The following is a 19282-nucleotide window of genomic DNA, read 5'->3' as shown; positions in this document are numbered from 1 at the left end:
ATTGTCTGGCGCGTCATCCCGGGGCTGCGCAGCAGAACCCTGGATCGTCGGACAAGAATGGCGCTTGTTCCCCTCTCCCGAGTGGGAGAGGGGTAGGGGTGAGGGAATGCCATATCCGGAAAGGGCATGCCCTCACCCGCCGCGCTGACGCGCGTCGACCTCTCCCGCCCGGGAGAGGTATTCCAGCGCCTTATCCGGCTCGCGATCCCGGCTCGGCTTTCGCCGTCCGGGATGACGCGTGTTGTCTCACAACGCCAGCGTCGCCTGCTCGGTCTCGAAGTGATCGCCGATGGCGATGATGCCGCCGCTCAGCACTTCGGCATAGATGCCGCAATCGAAATGGCCGTAGGCCTGCATGAGGCTTTTCGGGATCTGCAGGTCGCGGATGCCGGTGTCGGGATCGACATTGGTGGCCGCGCAGCGCTCGATGCGCTTCGTCACCTTCAGGCGCACGCCGGAGGCGGTGGTGAGTACCTGACCGACGAGATCGAACTCCTTCCACGGCTCCAGGCCCTCGATGTGAACATTGCCGCGAAAACGCAGCGGATCGACCGGCGCGCCGATCACGCTCTCCAAATGCCGCACGCTGGCGAGATTGATGAGCGAAACGAAGCCGCGCCGTGAATCAGTGAAGCGGAAACCCTCAGGCGAGGTGAGCACCTTCGGCGGGCCGCGCAGCTCCTTCGGCATGAAGCGGCGGAAGAAGGCCTCGATAGCGAGCCGTCCCTGCTCCGTCGAGAGATCGCCCCGCGCCACTTCACGACCACCGTCTTCGATGAAGAGTGTCGTGATGCGGTCGAGATAGCGCGTCTTCAAGCGCGCCAAGCTCTCGTTACGCATGAGCATCAGGAACTTGATCTTCGGCTGATGCTGCGGGTTCGAAGGATCGAAGCCCGCAGGCCCGTTCTCGATGGCGAAAACCCGATCGCCTGGAAAATAGCCACCCTTGTCGAGGGCGGCGGATTCGAGGGTCTCGGGCGAGAGACCCTTCACGGGATAGCGCTGGAGGGAGGCGATGCGGATGGTCATGCCACCCTCGGTAAGCCATGACTATCCAAGAGAAAAGCCCCGCCATCATCCGGCGGGGCTTTCTTATCGCTGATCTCGACAGGGTTTTACGAAGCATCACCCGAGCGTGCGACCTTCGAGCGCTTGAGCTGGGGCGTGAAGCCGGCCTCGCGTCCGCTGTTGCGGTCGAACTCCACCATATGCGGGTCTTTCTGCATGCCCTCATGAGCAGTCTGATGCTCGGGGATATGGGTCTGGGGCCCGGCCTCCTGCTTCATGCGCAAAGCCTTCTCGGCATTGGCCATGAGTTCCTGGCGGGCCTTTTCGGCCTTGCGCTTCTTCGGGTTAAGACGGGACAGAAAATCTGAAAATGCCATGGTGATTTACTCCTTTGCGCGCGAGAGCACGCCGTCGCTCCGGTCGCTGCGATGGGTGGGCGGGGTTTCCACGTTCTGAGGGTTCTCCGGGATGTCGCGGGAGGTCTTCATGGTGCCGGTGGAATCGCCGATATCCTGTCCATCCTCGGTGGATTTCGCCCCCTCTCCGTTCCGGAGCACGCGTCCGCTCCCGCTGGTATCACCGAAGGTCCGTGGCGTGACGGAAGGCTGTTCCTCCGCCGGGCTTTCGGGAACTGCCAAGCCCAGCTCGGCATTGCGCGCCAGGTCGGCGCGGGCTTTTTCGGCATCTGAGCGCGGGTCGCGCGGCATGGGAGCCTCCTCGAACTCGTTGAAATCACGTGCAGGGTCAATGCGAGGGTTTAGGCGCGGTTCCCCTCTTGCTGTTCTTCATCGATGCCCCCACTTTTAAGTACAGCGGATGCCTCTGACGGGGGTCCGACATCGCAGGGCTGGTGCGTGCCTCTGAAGAGGGCGGAGCGGCCTGAAGAGGGATGACATCATGAATTTCGAAAAATACACCGAGCGCGCCCGGGGTTTCGTTCAGGCTGCGCAGAATCTCGCCATGCGGGAGGGCCATCCGCAGCTTTCGCCCGGCCATCTTCTGAAAGTTCTGCTCGACGATCCTGAGGGTCTGTGCGCCGGTCTCATCGACCGCGCTGGCGGACGCTCGCGCGATGCGCATGCGGCGATCGAGCAATGGCTCGCCAAGCAGCCGAAAGTGTCCGGCTCCGCCGCGCAGCCGCAGGCGACGCGCGAGCTGATGCGCTTCTTCGACACCGCCGAGAAAGCTGCGGAGAAGGCCGGCGATTCCTACGTCACCGTCGAGCGCATGCTGCTGGCTCTCGCGGTCGAGAAGGATTCGGAAGCTGGCAGGATCCTGGCGGCGTCCGGCGTGACCGCCCAAGGGCTCAACACCGCCATCAACGCGCTTCGTAAGGGCCGCACCGCCGACAATGCGACGGCGGAAAACGCCTATGATGCGCTGAAGAAATATGCGCGCGACCTCACCGAGGCTGCCCGCGACGGCAAGCTCGATCCGGTGATCGGCCGCGACGAGGAAATCCGCCGCACGATCCAGGTTCTCTCACGCCGCACCAAGAACAATCCGGTTCTCATCGGCGAGCCCGGCGTCGGCAAGACCGCCATCGTGGAAGGCTTGGCGCTCCGCATCGTCAACGGCGACGTGCCGGAGAGCCTGAAGGACAAGCAGCTGCTCGCCCTCGACATGGGCGCGCTGATCGCGGGCGCGAAATATCGCGGCGAGTTCGAAGAGCGTCTGAAGGCGGTGCTCAGCGAAGTGACAGCAGCCGAAGGCGGCATCATTCTCTTCATCGACGAGATGCACACGCTCGTGGGCGCAGGAAAAGCCGACGGTGCGATGGATGCATCGAACCTTCTGAAGCCCGCGCTCGCGCGCGGCGAGCTGCACTGCGTCGGCGCGACGACCCTCGACGAATACCGCAAGCATGTGGAGAAGGACGCGGCGCTGGCCCGCCGCTTCCAGCCGGTCTTCGTGAGCGAGCCCAGCGTGGAAGACACGGTGTCGATCCTGCGCGGCCTGAAGGAGAAGTACGAGCAGCATCACGGCGTGCGCATCACCGATAGCGCACTTGTCGCCGCCGCCACGCTCTCGAACCGCTACATCACTGACCGGTTCCTTCCCGATAAGGCCATCGACCTCGTGGACGAGGCATCCTCGCGCCTGCGCATGCAGGTCGATTCGAAGCCGGAAGAACTCGACAACATCGACCGCGAGATCGTGCGTCTCAAGATCGAGCAGGAAGCGCTGAAGAAGGAGACGGATGCCGCCTCCAAGGATCGCCTCGAGCGCCTGACGAAGGAGCTCGCTGATCTGGAGGAGAAGTCTTCCGCCATCACTGCTCGCTGGAAAGCGGAGAAGGACAAGCTCGGTGCTGCCGCCGATCTGAAGAAGAAGCTCGAAGAAGCGCGCAACCAATTGGCGAACGCGCAGCGTTCCGGCGATTGGGCGAAGGCGGGCGAGCTCTCCTACGGCGTCATTCCGGGGCTCGAAAAGCAGTTGGCCGACGTTGAGGCGAAAGCCGATGGCGGCGGCCTGATGGAAGAGGCGGTGACGCCCGACCACGTGGCAGGCGTCGTCTCCCGCTGGACCGGCGTGCCTGTCGACAAGATGCTTGAGGGCGAGCGCGAGAAGCTGCTGCACATGGAGCAGGATCTTGGGCGTCGCGTCGTCGGTCAGCGCGAAGCTGTCGAGGCAGTCTCGACCGCCGTGCGTCGTGCGCGCGCAGGCCTGCAGGATCCGAACCGGCCCATCGGCTCGTTCATGTTCCTCGGCCCCACAGGCGTCGGCAAGACGGAGCTGACGAAGGCGCTTGCAAGCTTCCTGTTCGACGACGAGACCGCGCTCGTGCGCCTCGACATGTCCGAATACATGGAGAAGCACTCGGTCGCCCGTCTCATCGGCGCGCCTCCCGGCTATGTGGGCTACGAGGAGGGCGGCGCTTTGACGGAAGCCGTTCGCCGCAGGCCCTATCAGGTGGTGCTGTTCGACGAGATCGAGAAGGCGCATCCGGACGTGTTCAACGTGCTCTTGCAGGTGCTCGACGACGGGCGCCTCACGGACGGCCAAGGCCGCACCGTGGACTTCCGCAACACGCTCATCATCATGACCTCGAATCTGGGTGCCGAATATCTGGTGAACCAGCCCGAAGGTCAGGATACCGATGCGGTGCGCGACGAAGTCATGGGCGTGGTGCGCTCGCACTTCAGACCTGAGTTCCTCAACCGCGTGGACGAGATCATTCTCTTCCATCGCCTGAAGCGCTCGGAGATGGGTGCCATCGTCGATATCCAGCTCGCCCGCCTGCAGAAGCTGCTGGCCGATCGAAAGATCATCATCGAGCTCGATGCGGATGCACGCGAATGGCTCGCTGACAAGGGCTACGATCCGGCTTATGGCGCGCGTCCGTTGAAGCGCGTGATCCAGAAGAACGTACAGGATCCTCTGGCAGAGGCCATCCTCGCGGGCGAGATCAAGGATGGTGAGACGGTGCCCGTACACGCAGGCCCCATGGGCCTGACCATCGGCGACGCGGTTGTTGCAAAGACCAACGAGCGTCCGCCTGAGGGCGTGCGGCTGAACTAAGCCTCAAACCGACAGCACAACAAAAAGGCCGGGGCAACCCGGCCTTTCTTGCTTTCAGGATGACGTCTTACTCTGCGGCGGCGCGAAAGTCGTCTTCGTCTCGCGTTGGGGCTCGGTTGCCCTCGCGCAGCAGCGCGTCCTTATCGACGCGCTCGGCCTTGTCCTCGCGCAGCTCACGCTTGGAACGGCGCAACTGCTTGGCGGATTTCTGCAAGGCCTGCCGGAACGCGGCATAGAGGTCCTTGTTCTTGGCCTCGCCGGTCATCTTCTTCAGGGCGCCCATCTGGATGTTCACCGTGCAGCGATAGGTGATGCCGTCGCGGGTGACATGCACCGATGCCGCGCTCAAGCGCCCGAAATACTTTTCGGCGACTTGGCGAATATTCGTTTTAGCGTACTCGGGAAACATGTCGCCCAGGTCAACTGCTGAGCTTTGCACCAGGATGGAATTTTCGGCGCCTTCGAGACTCATTCGCTCCTCCGTCTGTGTGAAGGTTCGAGGGGCTAACGGCTGTTCTGCAAGAAGGTTTCACATCGCAAGGAAACAAATTTTTCCAGCGGAAGTTATATCCAGTTTAGCTTTCGTGACTGGAAGCCTTCGCGCAGAGGAGGTTATCAACCTTGCACAGGATGATACAGCCCGCAACAGGTTCTCCCGCGACCAGCGGGCCTGGCATCTTTCCCACGTTCTTTCTCTCAGGCTTCGAGTGCTCCACCTTCATCTGGAAGGACAAGGGACGACGCGACCTCATCGCGGAAACCCAGCACCGCGAGCATGTGGAGGAGGATTATGCCTTTCTTCGTTCGCTGGGCATCGCGGTCGCACGCCAGGGCATACCTTGGCCATTCGTGGACAAAGCTGGGCAATATGATTTCTCCTGCCTCGATCCTTTCATCGATGCGATGAACCGGTGCCAGATCCTGCCGGTCTGGGATCTTTGCCATTATGGTTATCCTGACGATGTCGATCCCTTCGCGGACGATTTCACGCAGCGTTTCGCAGCTTACGCGCGCGCCGCCGCTGAATACGTGACGGCGCGGATTCATGGCCCGCATTTCTTCACGCCCATCAACGAAATCACCTTCTTCGCCTTCATGGGCGGCGAATGGGGCTGGACGGCGCCGTTCGGCAATACGGATCAGCAGCGGCGGCAATTACGTCTCGCCTTGTGCCGCGCCGACATTGCAGCCGTGAAGGCGATCCGTGAAGTGGACACGCAAGCGCGCATGGTTCACATCGATCCGCTGATCCTGGTCGTTGCGCCGCGTGACAGGCCCGATCTTCGGGACGAAGCGGATCGGGAAACCTATGAGGATACGTTCTTCGCCTGGGACGTGATTGCAGGCCTGCGCCACCCCGAACTCGGCGGCTCGCCGGAGGTTCTCGATATCGTTGGCGTCAATTGCTACTCGTTCGGACAGATGGAATATCGCGAGCATGGTCCGCACGCGTCGCTCGAACCGCACGACGAACGCATCCGCCCTCTCGGCGACCTTTTAAGCTATGCCTGGGAGCGCTATCGGCGGCCGATGATCGTGGGCGAAACCAGCGGCCTGCGCGAAGGACGCCCCGACTGGCTGTGCGACATCGTGGAGGAATCGCTCGCAGCCGTGCGCAAGGGCATCGACCTGCACGGCGTCTGCCTCTTTCCTGCTGTCGACATGCCGGATTGGCACACGGGCGAGTGGCTTCACAACGGCCTGTGCGATCTCGTGGAAGAAAACGGCACGCTCAAGCGCGTACCCTATCAGCCTTATATCGACGAGTTGCGCAAATGGCAGAAGACCCTGAACCGGGTCACGGTGCTTGATGAGGACCCCTTCAGTGACCCCGTCGACCTTTCCGACATCAAGAGAGCTGCGGAGCGCATGAATGTCACCTCCGACAAGGATTGGTGCTGATTGCTCCGCTTCTCCGGCGCGGATCGCATGACGAACAAAACCTTTCCGCAAACGTTCGTCACCACGGATCCTTGCAGGAGAACTCCATGTCCGCCAGACACATCGCAATTGCCGGCATCGCCGTTGCCTTTGCTCTTCCCGTTTTCGCGCAGCAGAATCAGGCGCCCTCCTTTCCCGTCACGCCGCAGCCCACCGAGACGAATCCCAACTCGGCACTCGGCCAGGGTGCGGAACAACGTCAGCAGCGCACGCAGCAGGGCGGCGCGCCGCAGGATACGCAGACGCCCCTACGCCAGGGCCAAGCCAACAGCGCACCGGCAGCTCAAGGCCAGCAACAATCGCAGGCCGACAGGCAATACATTCAGCAGGCGCTGGCGCTCAGCACGGTCTCGCTGCAGCAATCGAACTTCGCTTTGTCCAAGGCGCAGAATCCGCGCGTGAAGCAATTCGCGCAATTCGAAATCGGCGAGCAGAACAATCTCACCGACATTCTGCATAGCTTCGCCGATCCTGCAGCCACCGCATCGACCAGCACGGGCGCCAAGGCTGCCGCGTCGACGGCTCCCGAATTGTCGCAGGAGGATTCCGCTGCGATGGAGCGCCTGTCGAAAGCACAGGCAGGCGCCGCCTTCGATCGCGACTACGTCAATCTGCAGATCCAGGGACATCAGCGTCTGCTGAAGCTGCAGGAAGACCAGATTCGCAGCTCCGGCAATCGCGAGATGACGAACATCGCCAAGCTCGCGCGCGGCCAGATCCAGGAGCATCTTGCGATGCTCGACGTGATCCAGAAAGAGCTCGGACGCTAAAACATCCGGCTCCGCTTGTTTGCCTCACGCGGAGCCGGAACCCCTCTTTTCAAAGGTCGTTGCTTTTCAGGAACGACGAGACATCAAGAAGAGGAATATGCGATGGCGCGAGACAAGCGCGGAAATCCCCCGGAACCTCCGGTCGACGAGGTGCTGAACGAATTGGCGCAGGATGAAGGCGGTGATGATTTCATCGCAGGCCCGACCCAGCGCAACAGCGTCGGCAACACCAAGCGCGCGGCGGCCAAGGCTACCGGCGTGATGGGTGCCACGAAGAAGCTCGATCCCGATCTCGACATCGATCACGTGGATGACGGACGTGTGGCAAGCGGCTCCAAGGCCGGCATCCGCTCCTTCAAGGAGGTGCCGGAGGAGGAAGACGACGAGGCCGGCTTTACGTTGTCCAACGAAGAGATCGCGGAAGGCATTTCCACGACGGCGAACAAGAGTCCCGCGCCACGCTCGGCACAAACGGATTCCGAGGCGGGACCCTCCGGCATGAGCGGCGGCGCTACGTCCCGCAAGCGCATGCCCGCACCCGGCACTGCGGTGGATGTGCCCAAAGGCACGCTTGTGCGTGGTCAACCCACAGCTAGCCAGTCGGGCGGCAAATCTACTTCGTCTACCGCCGACGAGAAACCGCCAAAGCGCTCCGCGCGCGCCGATGGCGGACAAGAGCAGCGTTCGTTGTCGAAAGGCGGCAGCGAGGAACGCTGACCTTTTCCTTTTTGCAACTTTGTCATCCCGGTCGGCGCAAGCTGGGCCGGGATGATTTGTTTGCATAGCCCTACATCACATCATGCATATCTTCCTCGACGGAAGGCGAAGTGACAGCGCATCACCTCCCGCTTTATGCATTGATGGCAGTAACAACATAAAACGGTCGAGGAAACGCTCATGGATAGAAGAAAAGTTCTCAAAGGCGCCGGTCTCGCAGCAGCGGCGGGCGCTGTTGCCTCTCCCGCCATCGCGCAAGCCAATCCGGAAATCCGCTGGCGCATGGCATCCGCCTATCCCAAGAGCCTCGATACTCTGTTCGGCGCGGGCGAGATGATCTCCAAGCGGGTCGCTGCCGCCACCGACAACAAATTCCAGATCCAGACCTTTGCGGCAGGCGAGATCGTCGGTGCGCTTCAGACCCTCGACGCCACGCAGAACGGCACCATTGAGTGCTCCTACACCCTGTCGAGCTTCTTCATCGGCAAGGACCCAACCTTCATGTTCGACACCTCGGTGCCGTGGGGCATGAACGTGCGTCAGCACAATGCCTGGATGTATTACGGCGGCGGCCTCGACCTGATGCGCGAGTTCATGAAGGATTATAACATCTTCCCGATTCCCGCAGGCCAGACCGGCGCGCAGATGGGCGGCTGGTTCCGCAAGGAGATCAACTCCATCGCTGATCTGCAGGGCCTGAAGATGCGCATCGCCGGCATGGGCGGCCAGATCATGCAGAAGCTCGGCGTGGTGCCCCAGGTGCTCGGCGCGGGCGACATCTATCCGGCGCTGGAGCGCGGCACACTCGACGCCGTGGAGTTCTCCGGCCCCCATGACGACGAGAAGCTCGGCTTCGTGAAGGTGGCGAAGTACTACTATTATCCGGGCTTCTGGGAAGGCGGCGCTCAGCCCTCGCTTTATGTGAACATGCCAAAGTGGAACGAGCTGCCTGCCCATTACAAGGCCATCCTCGAAGCCGCCTGCGCGGAAGCCAACGCCATGTGCGTGGCGAAATACGATGCGCAGAATGCGGAAGCCATCCGCCGCCTCGTGGGCCAGGGCGTGCAGCTGCGTCCCTTCCCGCGCGATGTGATGGAGCAGAGCTACAAGGAAGCCTTCAAGCTCTACAACGAGATCGCTGCCTCCAATGCGAAGTTCAAGAAGGTCTACGATTCCTGGAACGCGTTCCGCGAGAAGGAGCTGACCTGGTTCCGCATCGCGGAATTGCCCTTCGACTTCTTCGTCAACCAACAGCAGGGCCAGCGCTGAGGATCACGAGAGGGGGCGGTGCAGAACACCGCCCCCTTTCTTTTGCGGGATCGAAGCTTGTCCTCACGCGTTGTCTTGTCAGACGTCCATCGCAAGCCCTGGAGACAGAGCATGAAGAACGACAAGATGCACAACAAGGACAAGTCCGCCGACAAGCCCGAGCGCAAGGACGACAAGCTGCCAGAGAATTCCAAGAAGTCCCTCGACGAAAAACTGGACGAGGGCGTGGAAGAAACCTTCCCGGCAAGCGACCCGGTTTCCGTGAAGATCACGAAGTAAGTTTCATTGCCTCACATGCGGGCCCCAGGCTCCCTCCTGGGGCCTTTTGCATGTCAGCTGCGGCTTGCCACCGCAACGCCCAGCGCCGCGCAGGCCATGCCCGCCATCTGGATGAGGCTCAAGGATTCGCCGAACAGCGCGAAGGCCATGAGGGCCGCCACCGGCGGCACGAGATAGAGCAGCGTCGCCACGCCGACGACCGCGCCTTGCCGGATGAGGAAGAGCAGCAGGCCGATGGCGCCGATGGACAGGCCCAGCACCGCCCAGGCCATGCCGCCGATGAGCGGCCACGTCCATTCGAGCCGCCCCTCCTCCGTGAGCAGAACCATCGGCAGGGTCACGAGGGTGGCGCCGATATATTGCACGAAGGCGTTCACCCGCAGATCCTGCGCGCTCCCGGCGCGTTTCTGCCAGATCGTGCCGAAGGTGATCGAGATCATGCCGAGCACGCAGATCAGAAGCGGGAAAGCCGGCACTCCGCCATCGCCGAGCTTCGGGGCCACCACGAGCGCGGCGCCGAGAAAGCCGAGGCCGATCCCGGCCCAGCGCCGAGCGGAGACCTTTTCTCCCAACAAGGGCCCAGCGAGCGCGCCCGTCACAAGAGGCTGCAATCCCGCCACCAGGGCGGAGATGCCAGCCGGAAGCCCATGCTTCACGGACCAGAACACCCCGCCGAGATAGCACCCGTGCAGAAGCGCCCCGGCGATCATGCCATTGACCCATTCCCGCCCGTTGCGCGGCCAGGGGGCCTGAACAGCCAGGACGATCACACTCAGCACCGCGAGCGCCAGAAGGTATCGGACCAGCAGGAAGGTCAGGGGATCGGCATAGGGCGCGACCGTCCGGGCCACGATGAAGCCTGTAGCCCAGATGACGACGAAGAGCGGCGGAGCAAGGCGGGCGAGCGGGGACGAGGACATGAGCGGGCGGGCCGGGCAATGATGAGGGGGAAGCCTCGTTTTTCCCGAGGCGTGACCTTGTGCCATTCCCCGGCCTTCCCTGTCGAGGGCGGCTTTCTGCGGATAAGCCTGCGGCCGATGTGCGCATTGGCACATTGACGGCAGAGCTTGGGAAAATAAGGGCTTGCAGGGCAGGTTACGTTACGAATAGGTAAGAATATATCGTTTATGACGATTCGCAGTTTCATTACCCAAAGGGATTCCGGGCTTTTGCGCGGGCTCCCGCCCCGAGAAAGCGCCCTTGGCGTCGCTCGAACCGAAGCCCATTCAAACCCTTAGCGAGATACTCCGATGACGACGAAAAAATACACCCTTGCCCAGAACACCCTTGCTCCGAGCACCCTGGCAGCCATCATTCCTGTGATGACCATCCATGATGCGACGGCTGGGGCCGATAACTTCGTAGGCACCGCCGCCGACTTCGATCTCGTTTCGTACAAGGACGCAACCGGCCCTGTCATCGTGGTTCTGCCTGGCCCAGGCGCGACCAACAGCGACGGCGCAGTCTCCACAGGCTGGGCGGCCGGCGATACCTATGGCGATTCGATCGATGGCATCGAAGGCACGTCGGGCGCAGACAAATTCTACGGCAATGGCGCGGACAACTTCTTCATCGGCGGCGCTGGCGCCGATACGTTCTATGGTGGTGCCGGCATCGATACGATCAGCTACCAGACGGCCACCAGCGCAATTCGGATCAATATCGGCTATTTCGAAACAGGCATCGGCGATGCTTTGGGCGACACCGTCCAGGGTATTGAGAACATTGTCGGCTCCAGCTTCAACGACACCATCACTGGCTCGGGCGAGGACAACAAGATCGAAGGCGGCGACGGCAATGATCTGCTTCAGGGGTCGACAGGCGCCGATACAATCGATGGCGGAGACGGCATCGATACCGTGTCATACAGCTACTCTGATTCCTGGAACGTGGTCATCGACCTGGGCGCTGTAGATGGGATTCAAGCCGGGTTGGAAACCACCAATCATGCCAGAGGCGACAAGCTGATCTCCATCGAGAACGTGATCGGCACGAAATGGGCTGACAAGATCACCGGCAACGACGTAGCCAACGTGCTCGACGGTGGCAAGCAGGTCAATGGTGGCACGGCTGTAGACACCCTGGCCGGCGCAGGCGGCAATGACATCTATTATGTCGACGAGAACATCAATAACTATGTCGATATCGTCATTGAAAAGGAGAACGAGGGAACTGACCTCGTCTACACGACCTACAACTACACGCTGACGGCGCATGTCGAGAACCTCACGGCCATCGCAGGCAAGTGGAATGCCGTTCGCCTAACCGGCAACAACCTCGCTAACACCATCATCGGCAACGAAGCCAACAATGTCATCAACGGCCTCACGGGTGCCGATTACATGGCAGGCGGACGCGGCAACGATGTTTACTACATCCATGATGCCAGCGATCGTGTGGTGGAAACCTCCACCGGCGGCGTCGACACTGTCTACAGCTATGTCAGCTGCAACTTGGCCAACTACGTCGAAAACCTCTACGGCGCCGGCTCCTCCGCGATCAATCTGACCGGCAATACGCTCGCCAACGTCATCAAGGGCAACTCCGGCAACAACAAGATCAACGGCTACACCGGCAAGGACGTGCTCTACGGCGGTTCGGGCAAGGACATCTTCCAGTTCACCACGGCGGCCACCTCGTCGAACGTGGACAAGATCGCCGACTACAACGTCGCCTATGACTCGATCCAGCTCGACAACAGGTACTTCACCAAGCTCGGCTCCGGCACGCCCACGAGCCCGAAGAAGCTGGCCTCCTCTGCCTTCTGGAAAGGTGCCAAGGCCCATGATTCCAACGACCGCATCATCTACGATGCGACCAAGGGCTATCTCTACTATGATGCCGACGGCACCGGTTCGTCCAAGCAGGTTCTCATCGCCACCATGGCCAAGGGCCTGAAGATGAACTACGCCGAGTTCTTCGTCATCTAAGGCGATCAACCGTTCACAACACAGAAAAGGCCTCCTCCAGGAGGCCTTTTTTGTTGGAACATTCGGCAATGGCGGCCATTCAAAGCTGGACGGTTATCTCTCTTGTCCTCCCTTGCCTTCTCGACCCACCCGCCGCACCATCTTTGGCGTCCTGGAGCCGACCTTTGAAACGCCTGCGCCTTTATCTCGAACTCGTCGTCATCACCCTGAACCGCTTCGTGCTGCACGATGCCTGGGCGATCGCGAGCCATATCGCGCTGTCGGTTCTCACGTCCTTCTTTCCCTTTCTCATCCTGGTCACGGCGCTGGCGAGCGTCTTCGGCACCGGGACCCTCGCCGACGAGGTCGCCGATCTCATTCTCGAAGCCTGGCCGCAGGAGATCGCGGGCCCCATCGCGGGCGAGGTGCACAACATTCTCACCGGTCGCCGCAGCGACGTGGTCACCCTGGGCGTGGTGCTGACCCTCTACTTTGCGTCCAGTGGCGTGGAGAGCCTGCGGGTGGGGCTCAACCGCGCCTATAACGTGCGCGAGACCCGGGCCTGGTGGCTCACGCGCCTGGAATCCATCGCCTTCGTGATCGGCGGCGCCTTCGTGTTGATGGCCATCGCGTTGCTCGTCGTTCTCGGCCCCTTCATCTGGCGCGGTGTCCTGCGCTGGGTTCCGGCCCTGCAGCCTTTCGATGCGCTCGTCGGGTTCCTGCGGGTGGGTGTCGCCACGCTCATCATCGTGCTCGGACTGGTCTTCGCCCACAAGCTCGTTCCGGCGGGACGGCGCAGTCTCCGCTCGGTACTGCCGGGCGTCGGCGTGACGCTGTTCCTGTGGCTCCTCGGCGGCTTCGGCTTCAGCTGGTATCTCGATTATTATCCGGGCGCCTACGCCTCCACCTATGGCGGCCTGGCAACGGCCATGGTGGCGCTGATCTTCCTCTATACGCTCGGCGCGATCTTTCTCTTCGGCGGCGAGTTGAACGGCACCATTCTCGCGGCGAAGCAGAGGCGATTGGGGAAGGAGCCTCAACCGGAAATGGCCGACGTGATCACGCTTCCCTGATCAATGTTCGAACGGATCAGAGATTCGGCGAGAGTCTGAATTCGAGCCTGGCTGATGCCGCCGGCCGCGCCTCCGGCGCGAGGCTGTAGCCGACCGAGACATTGATGGTGGACCGGAACGCATCCGTACGGGAACTAAGCACCTTCTCGCCCATGATCTCGGACAAAAGGTTCGAATGAAGCGCCCCGTTGGAAACGTCCACATTCATGCTCGGCGAAACCCGGAATTCCACATTCCAGGCGGTCAGGGGAACATCCAGCGGAACATTCAATCGGCCACTGAAGGATTGGAGATAATCGGTCTGCGCATTGTCGACCGAACCCACCGTCGACAGGCCGATCTTGAGGCCTCCCATCTCCCTCACATCCTGCGACCAGAACGACTCCCACATGGCCTTCGAGCCGAGAAAGCCGCTCTCGTTGCCGCTGCGAGTCATCTCCGTGCCGATCATGATGTTCCAGTCCTGGAAGGGTTGCATCTTGGCGCCAAAGGTCTTGCCGGTATCGGAAGGTGTGAAGGCTGCGCGGCTCGTTGCGGAAACGCCGCTCGCCCAGGTCTGCACGCGTTCAAGTGACGAGGAGCGAGTGGACGCTTCAGGGCGCCGGACAATGGCATCCTCGATCCGCCAGGATTGCGTCTCGCTGATCCCTTCCACACTCCCGTCAAAGGCTTGAGCGGCTGGCGCGGAAAATAGAATACAGGACAGCAAGGCTGCTATTTTTCGGCATGGATAAAGCATAGCTCATAAAAGAATTTAATCTTAAAATACGTTTAGTCAGTAATGACATTCGAACGAGATTCTTTTAACAAAGACTAAACTGCCATGCCGTGACATTGATGCACCAATAAGCATCAAAGAATATTATCTTCAGGCAAATATACTTACAAAGCACCAAAGCCTTTAGAAAACTAACGTTTCTATGCTTGAGGGACAAAACGACGCGTCACATGAAAAAGCGGCCGGACTGACAAGCCCGGCCGCTTCGATTTTCGACAACTGAAAAAATGATCAGCCGACGATTTTGTATTTCACGAAGCCTTCCGGAGCGTCGCCCATCTTCTCGACCTTGATGCCGGCCGGCTGATAGGCGGCGGCATTCGGGCCGGTGGTGAAGGTCATGGTGACGCCAGACGGCACGGCGAGCGACCAGGAGCCATCGGCCTTCGGTGCCACTTCCTTCTTCTCGACGATGAAGCGCATGATCGCATCGCGGGTGAGATCGGGCGCCTCGAACACGATGGTGGTGCCGTCGGCGCCGGGGAAGTTGCCGCCGCCGCCCGCGCGGTAATTGTTCGTCACCACGAGGAACTGCTGATCGTCCGTCACGGGCTTGCCGTTATAGGACAGGTCCTTGATGCGGTGCGCATCGGCATTCACGACCTTGCCGTTGTCGTCATAGCGCGAGGCCTGCGTGGGATCGATCTTGTACTGCACGCCTGCGATGACGTCGAAGTTGTAGGCCGGGAATTTTTGGTTGATGAGCTCCTGCTCGCCGCCCTTCGCCGGGTCGATCTGGTTGTAGACGCCCGCCGAGCGCTCCAGCCATTCGCGCACCTGCGCGCCGGTGATCTTCACCACGCGGATCGTGTTCGGATAGATGTAGATATCCGCCATGTCCTTGATGGCGAGCGGGCCGGGCTTGATGTCCGTGAAGTAGTTCGCGCCGCCGCGTCCGCCGGCCTTGAACGGAGCCGCCGCCGAGAGGATCGGCAGGTCCTTGAAGGCAGATGCTTTCAGCTGATCGGCCACGTACCAGGACTGCGCCTCGGCGACGAGCTTCACAGACGCATCGTCCGACACGAGCGAGAAGTAGGAATGGATCGGCACAGCCGTCTTGCCTACGGGCTCGCGCACGTATTTGAGCGTGGCATCGTGATCGGCCTGCACGGCGGCGATCACACCTGCTTCCGAATCCACCTTCGCGACGATCTTGCGGTCGACGCGGTCGTAAATCGAGCGTGCTTCGGTGCGGAAATTCGCAACCTTCCACGCATTGCCGTCCTTCGTCAGATCGAGATCGATAAGGCCGAGATGGCTGCCCCAGAAGCCGGCCATGACGGCGGGCTTACCGTGCAGCGTGCCCTTCTGAACATCGACGCCGGGGATGTTATTGAACTCCTTGCCGCCGGGGAACACGAAGTGCTGGTGGCCGGTGAGGATCACATCGATGCCGTCGACCTTCGCGAGATGCAGCGCCGCATTCTCCTCGCCGCCTTTACGCTCGCCGCCTGCGATGCCGGAATGGCAGAGCGCCACGACGATGTCGGCACCGGCCTTCTTCAGCTCAGGCACATGCTTGTTGGCGGCGTCGACGATGTCGATGGTGGTCACCTTGCCGTCGAGATGCGCCTTGTCCCATTGCACGATCTGCGGCGGCACGAAGCCGATCACGCCGACCTTCAGTTTCTGCTTGGCACCGCTCTCATCCGTCACCTCGCGGTCGAGGATGAGCCACGGCTTGTAGAGGGTCTGTCCGTCGGACTTGATCGCGTTGGCGCAGACCACCGGGAATTTCGCAGCGCCCATGGCGTTCTGCAGGAACTCCAGACCGTAATTGAACTCGTGATTGCCGAGTGTGCCGCAATCGTAGGAAAGGGTGTTCATCGCGGCGACGATGGGATGCACGTCGCCCTTCTTCATGCCCTTGCGATAGGACACGTAATCGCCGAGCGGCGAGCCCTGGATGATGTCGCCGTTATCGAAGAGCAGGCTGTTCTTGGCCTCGGAGCGCGCGGCCTTCACGATCGTCGCGGTGCGCGCGAGACCCACCGTGTCGTCGGGAGCGTCGCGATAGTAATCGTAGGGGAAGATGTTCACATGGAGATCGGTGGTTTCCATGATGCGCAGCTTCACCACGGGATTGGCCTGGCCCATGGCGAGATGCGGCAGGCTCGTGAGAGCGGCGGCGGCGACGCCGGTCTGAAGAATGCGGCGGCGGGTGATCAGTGTCATGACAGCTTCCTCTGGATGGAACGTTGTTCCTTAACCAGAGGAGAGCACATCTTTTATGACAGGATCAAGATAGCCGGCTCAACGAGTATTCCGCTGTTGACAAGCGTCATCCCGGGGCTGCGCAGCAGAACCCGGGATCGCAAGACGAGAATGGCGCTTTATTCGGCTCACGATCCCGGATCTTCGCTACGCTCCGTCCGGGATGACGTGGGTGTCACGACGCCCGCAATGCTTCGTCGAGGTCGCGATAGAGGTCTTCTACGTCCTCGATGCCGGTGGAGAGCCGCAGAAGGTCGGGCGGGCAAGGCGTTCCGGGTCCCTCGATGGAGGCGCGGTGCTCGATCAGGCTCTCGACGCCGCCGAGAGATGTTGCCCTTTTCCACAGGCCGACCTTCGCGGCGGTCGCAATCGCAGCCTTCTCGCCGCCCGTCACCTGGATTGAGAGCATGTAGCCGAAGCCGCCCTCCATCTGCCGGGCGGCGATGTCGTGTCCTGGATGCTGCGGCAGGCCGGGATAGAGCACCCGCGCCACCTTGGGATGCACGGAGAAGCGCTGCGCGAGATCGAGCGCCGATTTCGCCTGCGCTGCTGTTCGCACATGGAGCGTGCGCATGCCGCGCATCAGCAAGTAAGCCTCGAAGGGGCCGAGGATCGCGCCCTGCATCTTGCGGATCGAGACGATCCGCGCCCAGAACTCATCGGCCTTCGCGCCTGCGAGCGCGCCAGCCACCACGTCGGAATGACCGTTGAGCACCTTGGTCGCCGCATGCATTACGATATCCGCGCCGAGCTTCAGCGGGCGGGTATGAACCGGCGAGGCCGTGGTGGAATCGACCGCGAGCCGTGCTCCCGCCGCGTGCGCGATCTCGGCCACGGCCGCGATATCGGTGATGGTCCAGAGCGGGTTGGAGGGCGTCTCGACCCAGACGAGCTTGGTGCGGCCCGGCACGACGGCCTTGGCAAGGGCATCGAGATCGTCCGTCTCCACGAAATCGACCTGAAGGCCCCAGCGCACGGCTTCCGTCATCAGCCAGTTGCGCAAGGCCCAGTACATGACCTTGGAGGCCACGATGTGATCGCCGGGGTTCAACGCCTGGAACACGGCGGTCGCCGCCGCCATGCCGGAGGAGAAGAGAAGCGCGCCGGCTTCCGCCTCTTCCAGCATCGCCAGCACCTCTTCCGCCTCGCGGATGGTGGCATTGTCGGGACGGCCATAGACGTAACCGGAGGAATAGGCGTTGTCCTCGTCGCGGATATAGGTGGTCGCCACATGGATCGGCGGCACCACCGCTTTCGTGATCGGGTCCACATGCCCCATCGCCTGAGCGGTCAGGCTGCGCTTCGACCAGGGGAGACGCGACGACGACATGGGAACCTCCGAGAAGCGTGACTGTTGAGGTCACAGGTTTATAAGACAGGCCGTCTTTAAAGGGATTTCAGCCATGCCGACAGACCAAACTATGCCGGGCAGCCATGCAACGCCGCCCTTCCTGCGGTTCCTGATCGCAGTCCTGCCGGTGGTGGCGGTGAGCGTCGCGGGCGGCCTCGTCACCCGCGCCAAGATCCCGACCTGGTATGCCGGACTTGAGAAACCCTCCTTCAATCCGCCGAACTGGGTCTTTGGGCCTGTCTGGACCACGCTCTACGCGCTGATGGCCTATGCGCTCTGGCGCATCCTGTCTCTGCCGAAAAGCACGCCCGGGCGCACAGGGGCGGTGGCTCTCTTCTTCGTGCAGCTCGCGCTGAACTCAGCCTGGTCCTTCGCCTTCTTCGGCGCACAGAGCCCGCTCATGGGCCTTGTCGTCATCGCCACCCTGATCGTGGCGATCCTCGCGACGATCGTCGCCTTCTGGAAACTCGACCGCATCGCCGCATGGCTTCTCGTGCCGTATCTCGCCTGGGTCTCTTACGCGACCCTGCTCAACGGCTCGATCTGGCAGCTGAACGGATAACTCGAACACATCACAGCCTCACCCTGAGGAGGGCCGTCAGGTCCGTCTCGAAGGGCGAGGCGTCTCCAGAGCACTCTGGAACTTCCTTCGAGACGGTCGCTCACGCGACCTCCTCAGGATGAGGGCAGAGTGATGTGAAGCACCCTTATTCCGGCTTGTCGAACAGGTCCGGATTCGTGTCGTGGCGGTCGAGGACGCCGACGAAGGGCAGCTGGCGGTAGGAATGGGCGACATCCATGCCGTAGCCGATCACGAACACGTCCGGGCAGGTAAAGCCCACGTAATCCGGCTCGATCTGCACGGCGCGCTTGCCGGGCTTTTCCAGCAGAACGGCGGTCTTCACGCTCTTGGCGCCGCGGGCCATGAGCAGGTCCTTGGCGAAGGTGACCGTGCGGCCGGATTCGAGAATGTCGTCGACCAGAAGCACGTCGCGGCCGCGCACGTCGCTTTCCACGTCGCGCAGGATCGTGACGTTGCCGGTGGAGACCGTGCCGTCGAGATAACTGGAGAGATGCACGAACTCCACCTGCGGCTCGAGGCCGACCCGATGCAGGGCGCGCAGCAGGTCCGCCGCGAACATGAAGCTTCCCTTGAGGACCGCGACGACCAGCAGGTTCTCAGGCTTGGATTTCACGATGTCCTGCGCCATGGCCTCGTTGCGCTTGGCGATAGCGTCCTCGTCGAAGAGAACCCGAATACGGTGGGAAGCAGTCATCGTCGGTCTGTCCAGATAAGAAAAAAGCTACTGAAAGGTCCTTCTTTCACGACCATGGCGGCGCGTGGAAGTCAAACGAAGTTCATGCGTTTTTCCGGCAAAAGCGGTGGTTCGGCCTTCGGGCAGCGATCCTGCGGCAATGTTCCCCGACCGCCTCGCTTCCTGTGGGGCTCC

The 19282-nt window shown here is 61.6% G+C and carries 18 protein-coding genes; 9 read left to right on the top strand and 9 right to left on the bottom strand.

Annotation, left to right across the window (positions count from 1 at the left end; translation table 11 throughout):
• Positions 1–246: 246 nt before the first annotated feature.
• The 3 genes from MJ639_RS08775 to MJ639_RS08765 form a co-directional block, all read right to left on the bottom strand.
• Complete coding sequence (locus tag MJ639_RS08775) at positions 247–1029, bottom strand: MOSC domain-containing protein (RefSeq protein ID WP_243370425.1); 783 nt, start codon at positions 1027–1029, stop codon at positions 247–249.
• A gap of 86 nt (positions 1030–1115) precedes the next feature.
• Complete coding sequence (locus MJ639_RS08770) at positions 1116–1385, bottom strand: hypothetical protein (protein WP_243370423.1); 270 nt, start codon at positions 1383–1385, stop codon at positions 1116–1118.
• 6 nt (positions 1386–1391) lie between these two features.
• On the bottom strand, positions 1392–1715 hold the full coding sequence (locus MJ639_RS08765; RefSeq protein ID WP_243370421.1) for a hypothetical protein: 324 nt from the start codon (positions 1713–1715) through the stop codon (positions 1392–1394).
• Between the two features lie 190 nt (positions 1716–1905).
• Between MJ639_RS08765 and clpB the strand changes: the two genes are divergently transcribed.
• A complete protein-coding gene (clpB, locus tag MJ639_RS08760; RefSeq protein WP_243370419.1) occupies positions 1906–4530 on the top strand; it encodes an ATP-dependent chaperone ClpB in 2625 nt (874 codons plus the stop codon).
• 67 nt (positions 4531–4597) lie between these two features.
• Here clpB and hpf read toward each other — a convergent pair whose 3' ends face one another.
• Positions 4598–5002, bottom strand: a complete 405-nt coding sequence (hpf, locus tag MJ639_RS08755) for a ribosome hibernation-promoting factor, HPF/YfiA family (RefSeq protein ID WP_243370417.1) — start codon at positions 5000–5002, stop codon at positions 4598–4600.
• A 149-nt stretch (positions 5003–5151) separates the two neighbouring features.
• Here hpf and MJ639_RS08750 point away from each other — a divergent pair, with 149 nt between their 5' ends.
• From MJ639_RS08750 to MJ639_RS08730, 5 genes are all read left to right on the top strand, one after another.
• The gene (locus tag MJ639_RS08750; RefSeq protein WP_243370416.1) at positions 5152–6432 is read left to right on the top strand and encodes a glycoside hydrolase family 1 protein; all 1281 of its coding nucleotides are present in this window, start codon (positions 5152–5154) and stop codon (positions 6430–6432) included.
• An 86-nt stretch (positions 6433–6518) separates the two neighbouring features.
• Positions 6519–7241: a DUF4142 domain-containing protein gene (locus MJ639_RS08745; RefSeq protein ID WP_243370415.1), complete on the top strand. Its 723-nt coding sequence runs from the start codon at positions 6519–6521 to the stop codon at positions 7239–7241.
• 102 nt (positions 7242–7343) lie between these two features.
• Complete coding sequence (locus MJ639_RS08740; RefSeq protein WP_243370413.1) at positions 7344–7958, top strand: hypothetical protein; 615 nt, start codon at positions 7344–7346, stop codon at positions 7956–7958.
• 180 nt (positions 7959–8138) lie between these two features.
• Positions 8139–9227, top strand: coding sequence for a TRAP transporter substrate-binding protein (locus MJ639_RS08735; RefSeq protein WP_243370411.1), 1089 nt, complete (start codon positions 8139–8141; stop codon positions 9225–9227).
• Positions 9228–9338: 111 nt separating this feature from the next.
• On the top strand, positions 9339–9506 hold the full coding sequence (locus tag MJ639_RS08730) for a hypothetical protein (RefSeq protein WP_243370409.1): 168 nt from the start codon (positions 9339–9341) through the stop codon (positions 9504–9506).
• A gap of 53 nt (positions 9507–9559) precedes the next feature.
• On the opposite strand, the gene MJ639_RS08725 is transcribed toward MJ639_RS08730, so the two are convergent.
• Complete coding sequence (locus tag MJ639_RS08725; RefSeq protein WP_243370407.1) at positions 9560–10426, bottom strand: DMT family transporter; 867 nt, start codon at positions 10424–10426, stop codon at positions 9560–9562.
• A gap of 330 nt (positions 10427–10756) precedes the next feature.
• Between MJ639_RS08725 and MJ639_RS08720 the strand changes: the two genes are divergently transcribed.
• Together MJ639_RS08720 and MJ639_RS08715 are read left to right on the top strand one after the other, a co-directional pair.
• A complete protein-coding gene (locus MJ639_RS08720; RefSeq protein WP_243370405.1) occupies positions 10757–12436 on the top strand; it encodes a calcium-binding protein in 1680 nt (559 codons plus the stop codon).
• Between the two features lie 164 nt (positions 12437–12600).
• The gene (locus MJ639_RS08715) at positions 12601–13488 is read left to right on the top strand and encodes a YihY/virulence factor BrkB family protein (protein WP_243370404.1); all 888 of its coding nucleotides are present in this window, start codon (positions 12601–12603) and stop codon (positions 13486–13488) included.
• A 16-nt stretch (positions 13489–13504) separates the two neighbouring features.
• Here MJ639_RS08715 and MJ639_RS08710 read toward each other — a convergent pair whose 3' ends face one another.
• The 3 genes from MJ639_RS08710 to MJ639_RS08700 all read right to left on the bottom strand — a co-directional run bounded on the left by MJ639_RS08710 (position 13505) and on the right by MJ639_RS08700 (position 17810).
• A complete protein-coding gene (locus MJ639_RS08710; protein WP_243370402.1) occupies positions 13505–14143 on the bottom strand; it encodes a hypothetical protein in 639 nt (212 codons plus the stop codon).
• Between the two features lie 354 nt (positions 14144–14497).
• A complete protein-coding gene (locus MJ639_RS08705; RefSeq protein ID WP_243370400.1) occupies positions 14498–16441 on the bottom strand; it encodes a bifunctional 2',3'-cyclic-nucleotide 2'-phosphodiesterase/3'-nucleotidase in 1944 nt (647 codons plus the stop codon).
• 214 nt (positions 16442–16655) lie between these two features.
• Positions 16656–17810 carry a trans-sulfuration enzyme family protein gene (locus tag MJ639_RS08700; RefSeq protein ID WP_243370398.1) on the bottom strand — a complete coding sequence of 385 codons (1155 nt, stop codon included), beginning with the start codon at positions 17808–17810 and terminating at the stop codon, positions 16656–16658.
• Between the two features lie 73 nt (positions 17811–17883).
• Here MJ639_RS08700 and MJ639_RS08695 point away from each other — a divergent pair, with 73 nt between their 5' ends.
• The gene (locus MJ639_RS08695; protein WP_243370396.1) at positions 17884–18393 is read left to right on the top strand and encodes a TspO/MBR family protein; all 510 of its coding nucleotides are present in this window, start codon (positions 17884–17886) and stop codon (positions 18391–18393) included.
• Positions 18394–18538: 145 nt separating this feature from the next.
• Here the strand turns inward: MJ639_RS08695 and hpt are convergent, their stop codons facing one another.
• Positions 18539–19108, bottom strand: coding sequence for a hypoxanthine phosphoribosyltransferase (hpt, locus tag MJ639_RS08690; RefSeq protein WP_243370394.1), 570 nt, complete (start codon positions 19106–19108; stop codon positions 18539–18541).
• Positions 19109–19282: the final 174 nt, after the last annotated feature.

It is taken from the genome of Microvirga solisilvae, from assembly GCF_022808595.1.
Classification (GTDB): Bacteria; Pseudomonadota; Alphaproteobacteria; order Rhizobiales; family Beijerinckiaceae; genus Microvirga; species Microvirga solisilvae.
Note: the sequence above shows the minus strand (reverse complement) of the source record. Positions and strands in the feature narration are given on the sequence as shown.

Coding starts and splice junctions, on each gene's coding strand:
- MJ639_RS08775 (WP_243370425.1), bottom strand. CDS start 1,029: ATGACCATCCGCATCGCCTCCCTCCAGCGCTATCCCGTGAAGGGTCTC.
- MJ639_RS08770 (WP_243370423.1), bottom strand. CDS start 1,385: ATGGCATTTTCAGATTTTCTGTCCCGTCTTAACCCGAAGAAGCGCAAG.
- MJ639_RS08765 (WP_243370421.1), bottom strand. CDS start 1,715: ATGCCGCGCGACCCGCGCTCAGATGCCGAAAAAGCCCGCGCCGACCTG.
- clpB (WP_243370419.1), top strand. CDS start 1,906: ATGAATTTCGAAAAATACACCGAGCGCGCCCGGGGTTTCGTTCAGGCT.
- hpf (WP_243370417.1), bottom strand. CDS start 5,002: ATGAGTCTCGAAGGCGCCGAAAATTCCATCCTGGTGCAAAGCTCAGCA.
- MJ639_RS08745 (WP_243370415.1), top strand. CDS start 6,519: ATGTCCGCCAGACACATCGCAATTGCCGGCATCGCCGTTGCCTTTGCT.
- MJ639_RS08740 (WP_243370413.1), top strand. CDS start 7,344: ATGGCGCGAGACAAGCGCGGAAATCCCCCGGAACCTCCGGTCGACGAG.
- MJ639_RS08735 (WP_243370411.1), top strand. CDS start 8,139: ATGGATAGAAGAAAAGTTCTCAAAGGCGCCGGTCTCGCAGCAGCGGCG.
- MJ639_RS08730 (WP_243370409.1), top strand. CDS start 9,339: ATGAAGAACGACAAGATGCACAACAAGGACAAGTCCGCCGACAAGCCC.
- MJ639_RS08725 (WP_243370407.1), bottom strand. CDS start 10,426: ATGTCCTCGTCCCCGCTCGCCCGCCTTGCTCCGCCGCTCTTCGTCGTC.
- MJ639_RS08720 (WP_243370405.1), top strand. CDS start 10,757: ATGACGACGAAAAAATACACCCTTGCCCAGAACACCCTTGCTCCGAGC.
- MJ639_RS08705 (WP_243370400.1), bottom strand. CDS start 16,441: ATGACACTGATCACCCGCCGCCGCATTCTTCAGACCGGCGTCGCCGCC.
- MJ639_RS08700 (WP_243370398.1), bottom strand. CDS start 17,810: ATGTCGTCGTCGCGTCTCCCCTGGTCGAAGCGCAGCCTGACCGCTCAG.
- MJ639_RS08695 (WP_243370396.1), top strand. CDS start 17,884: ATGCCGACAGACCAAACTATGCCGGGCAGCCATGCAACGCCGCCCTTC.
- hpt (WP_243370394.1), bottom strand. CDS start 19,108: ATGACTGCTTCCCACCGTATTCGGGTTCTCTTCGACGAGGACGCTATC.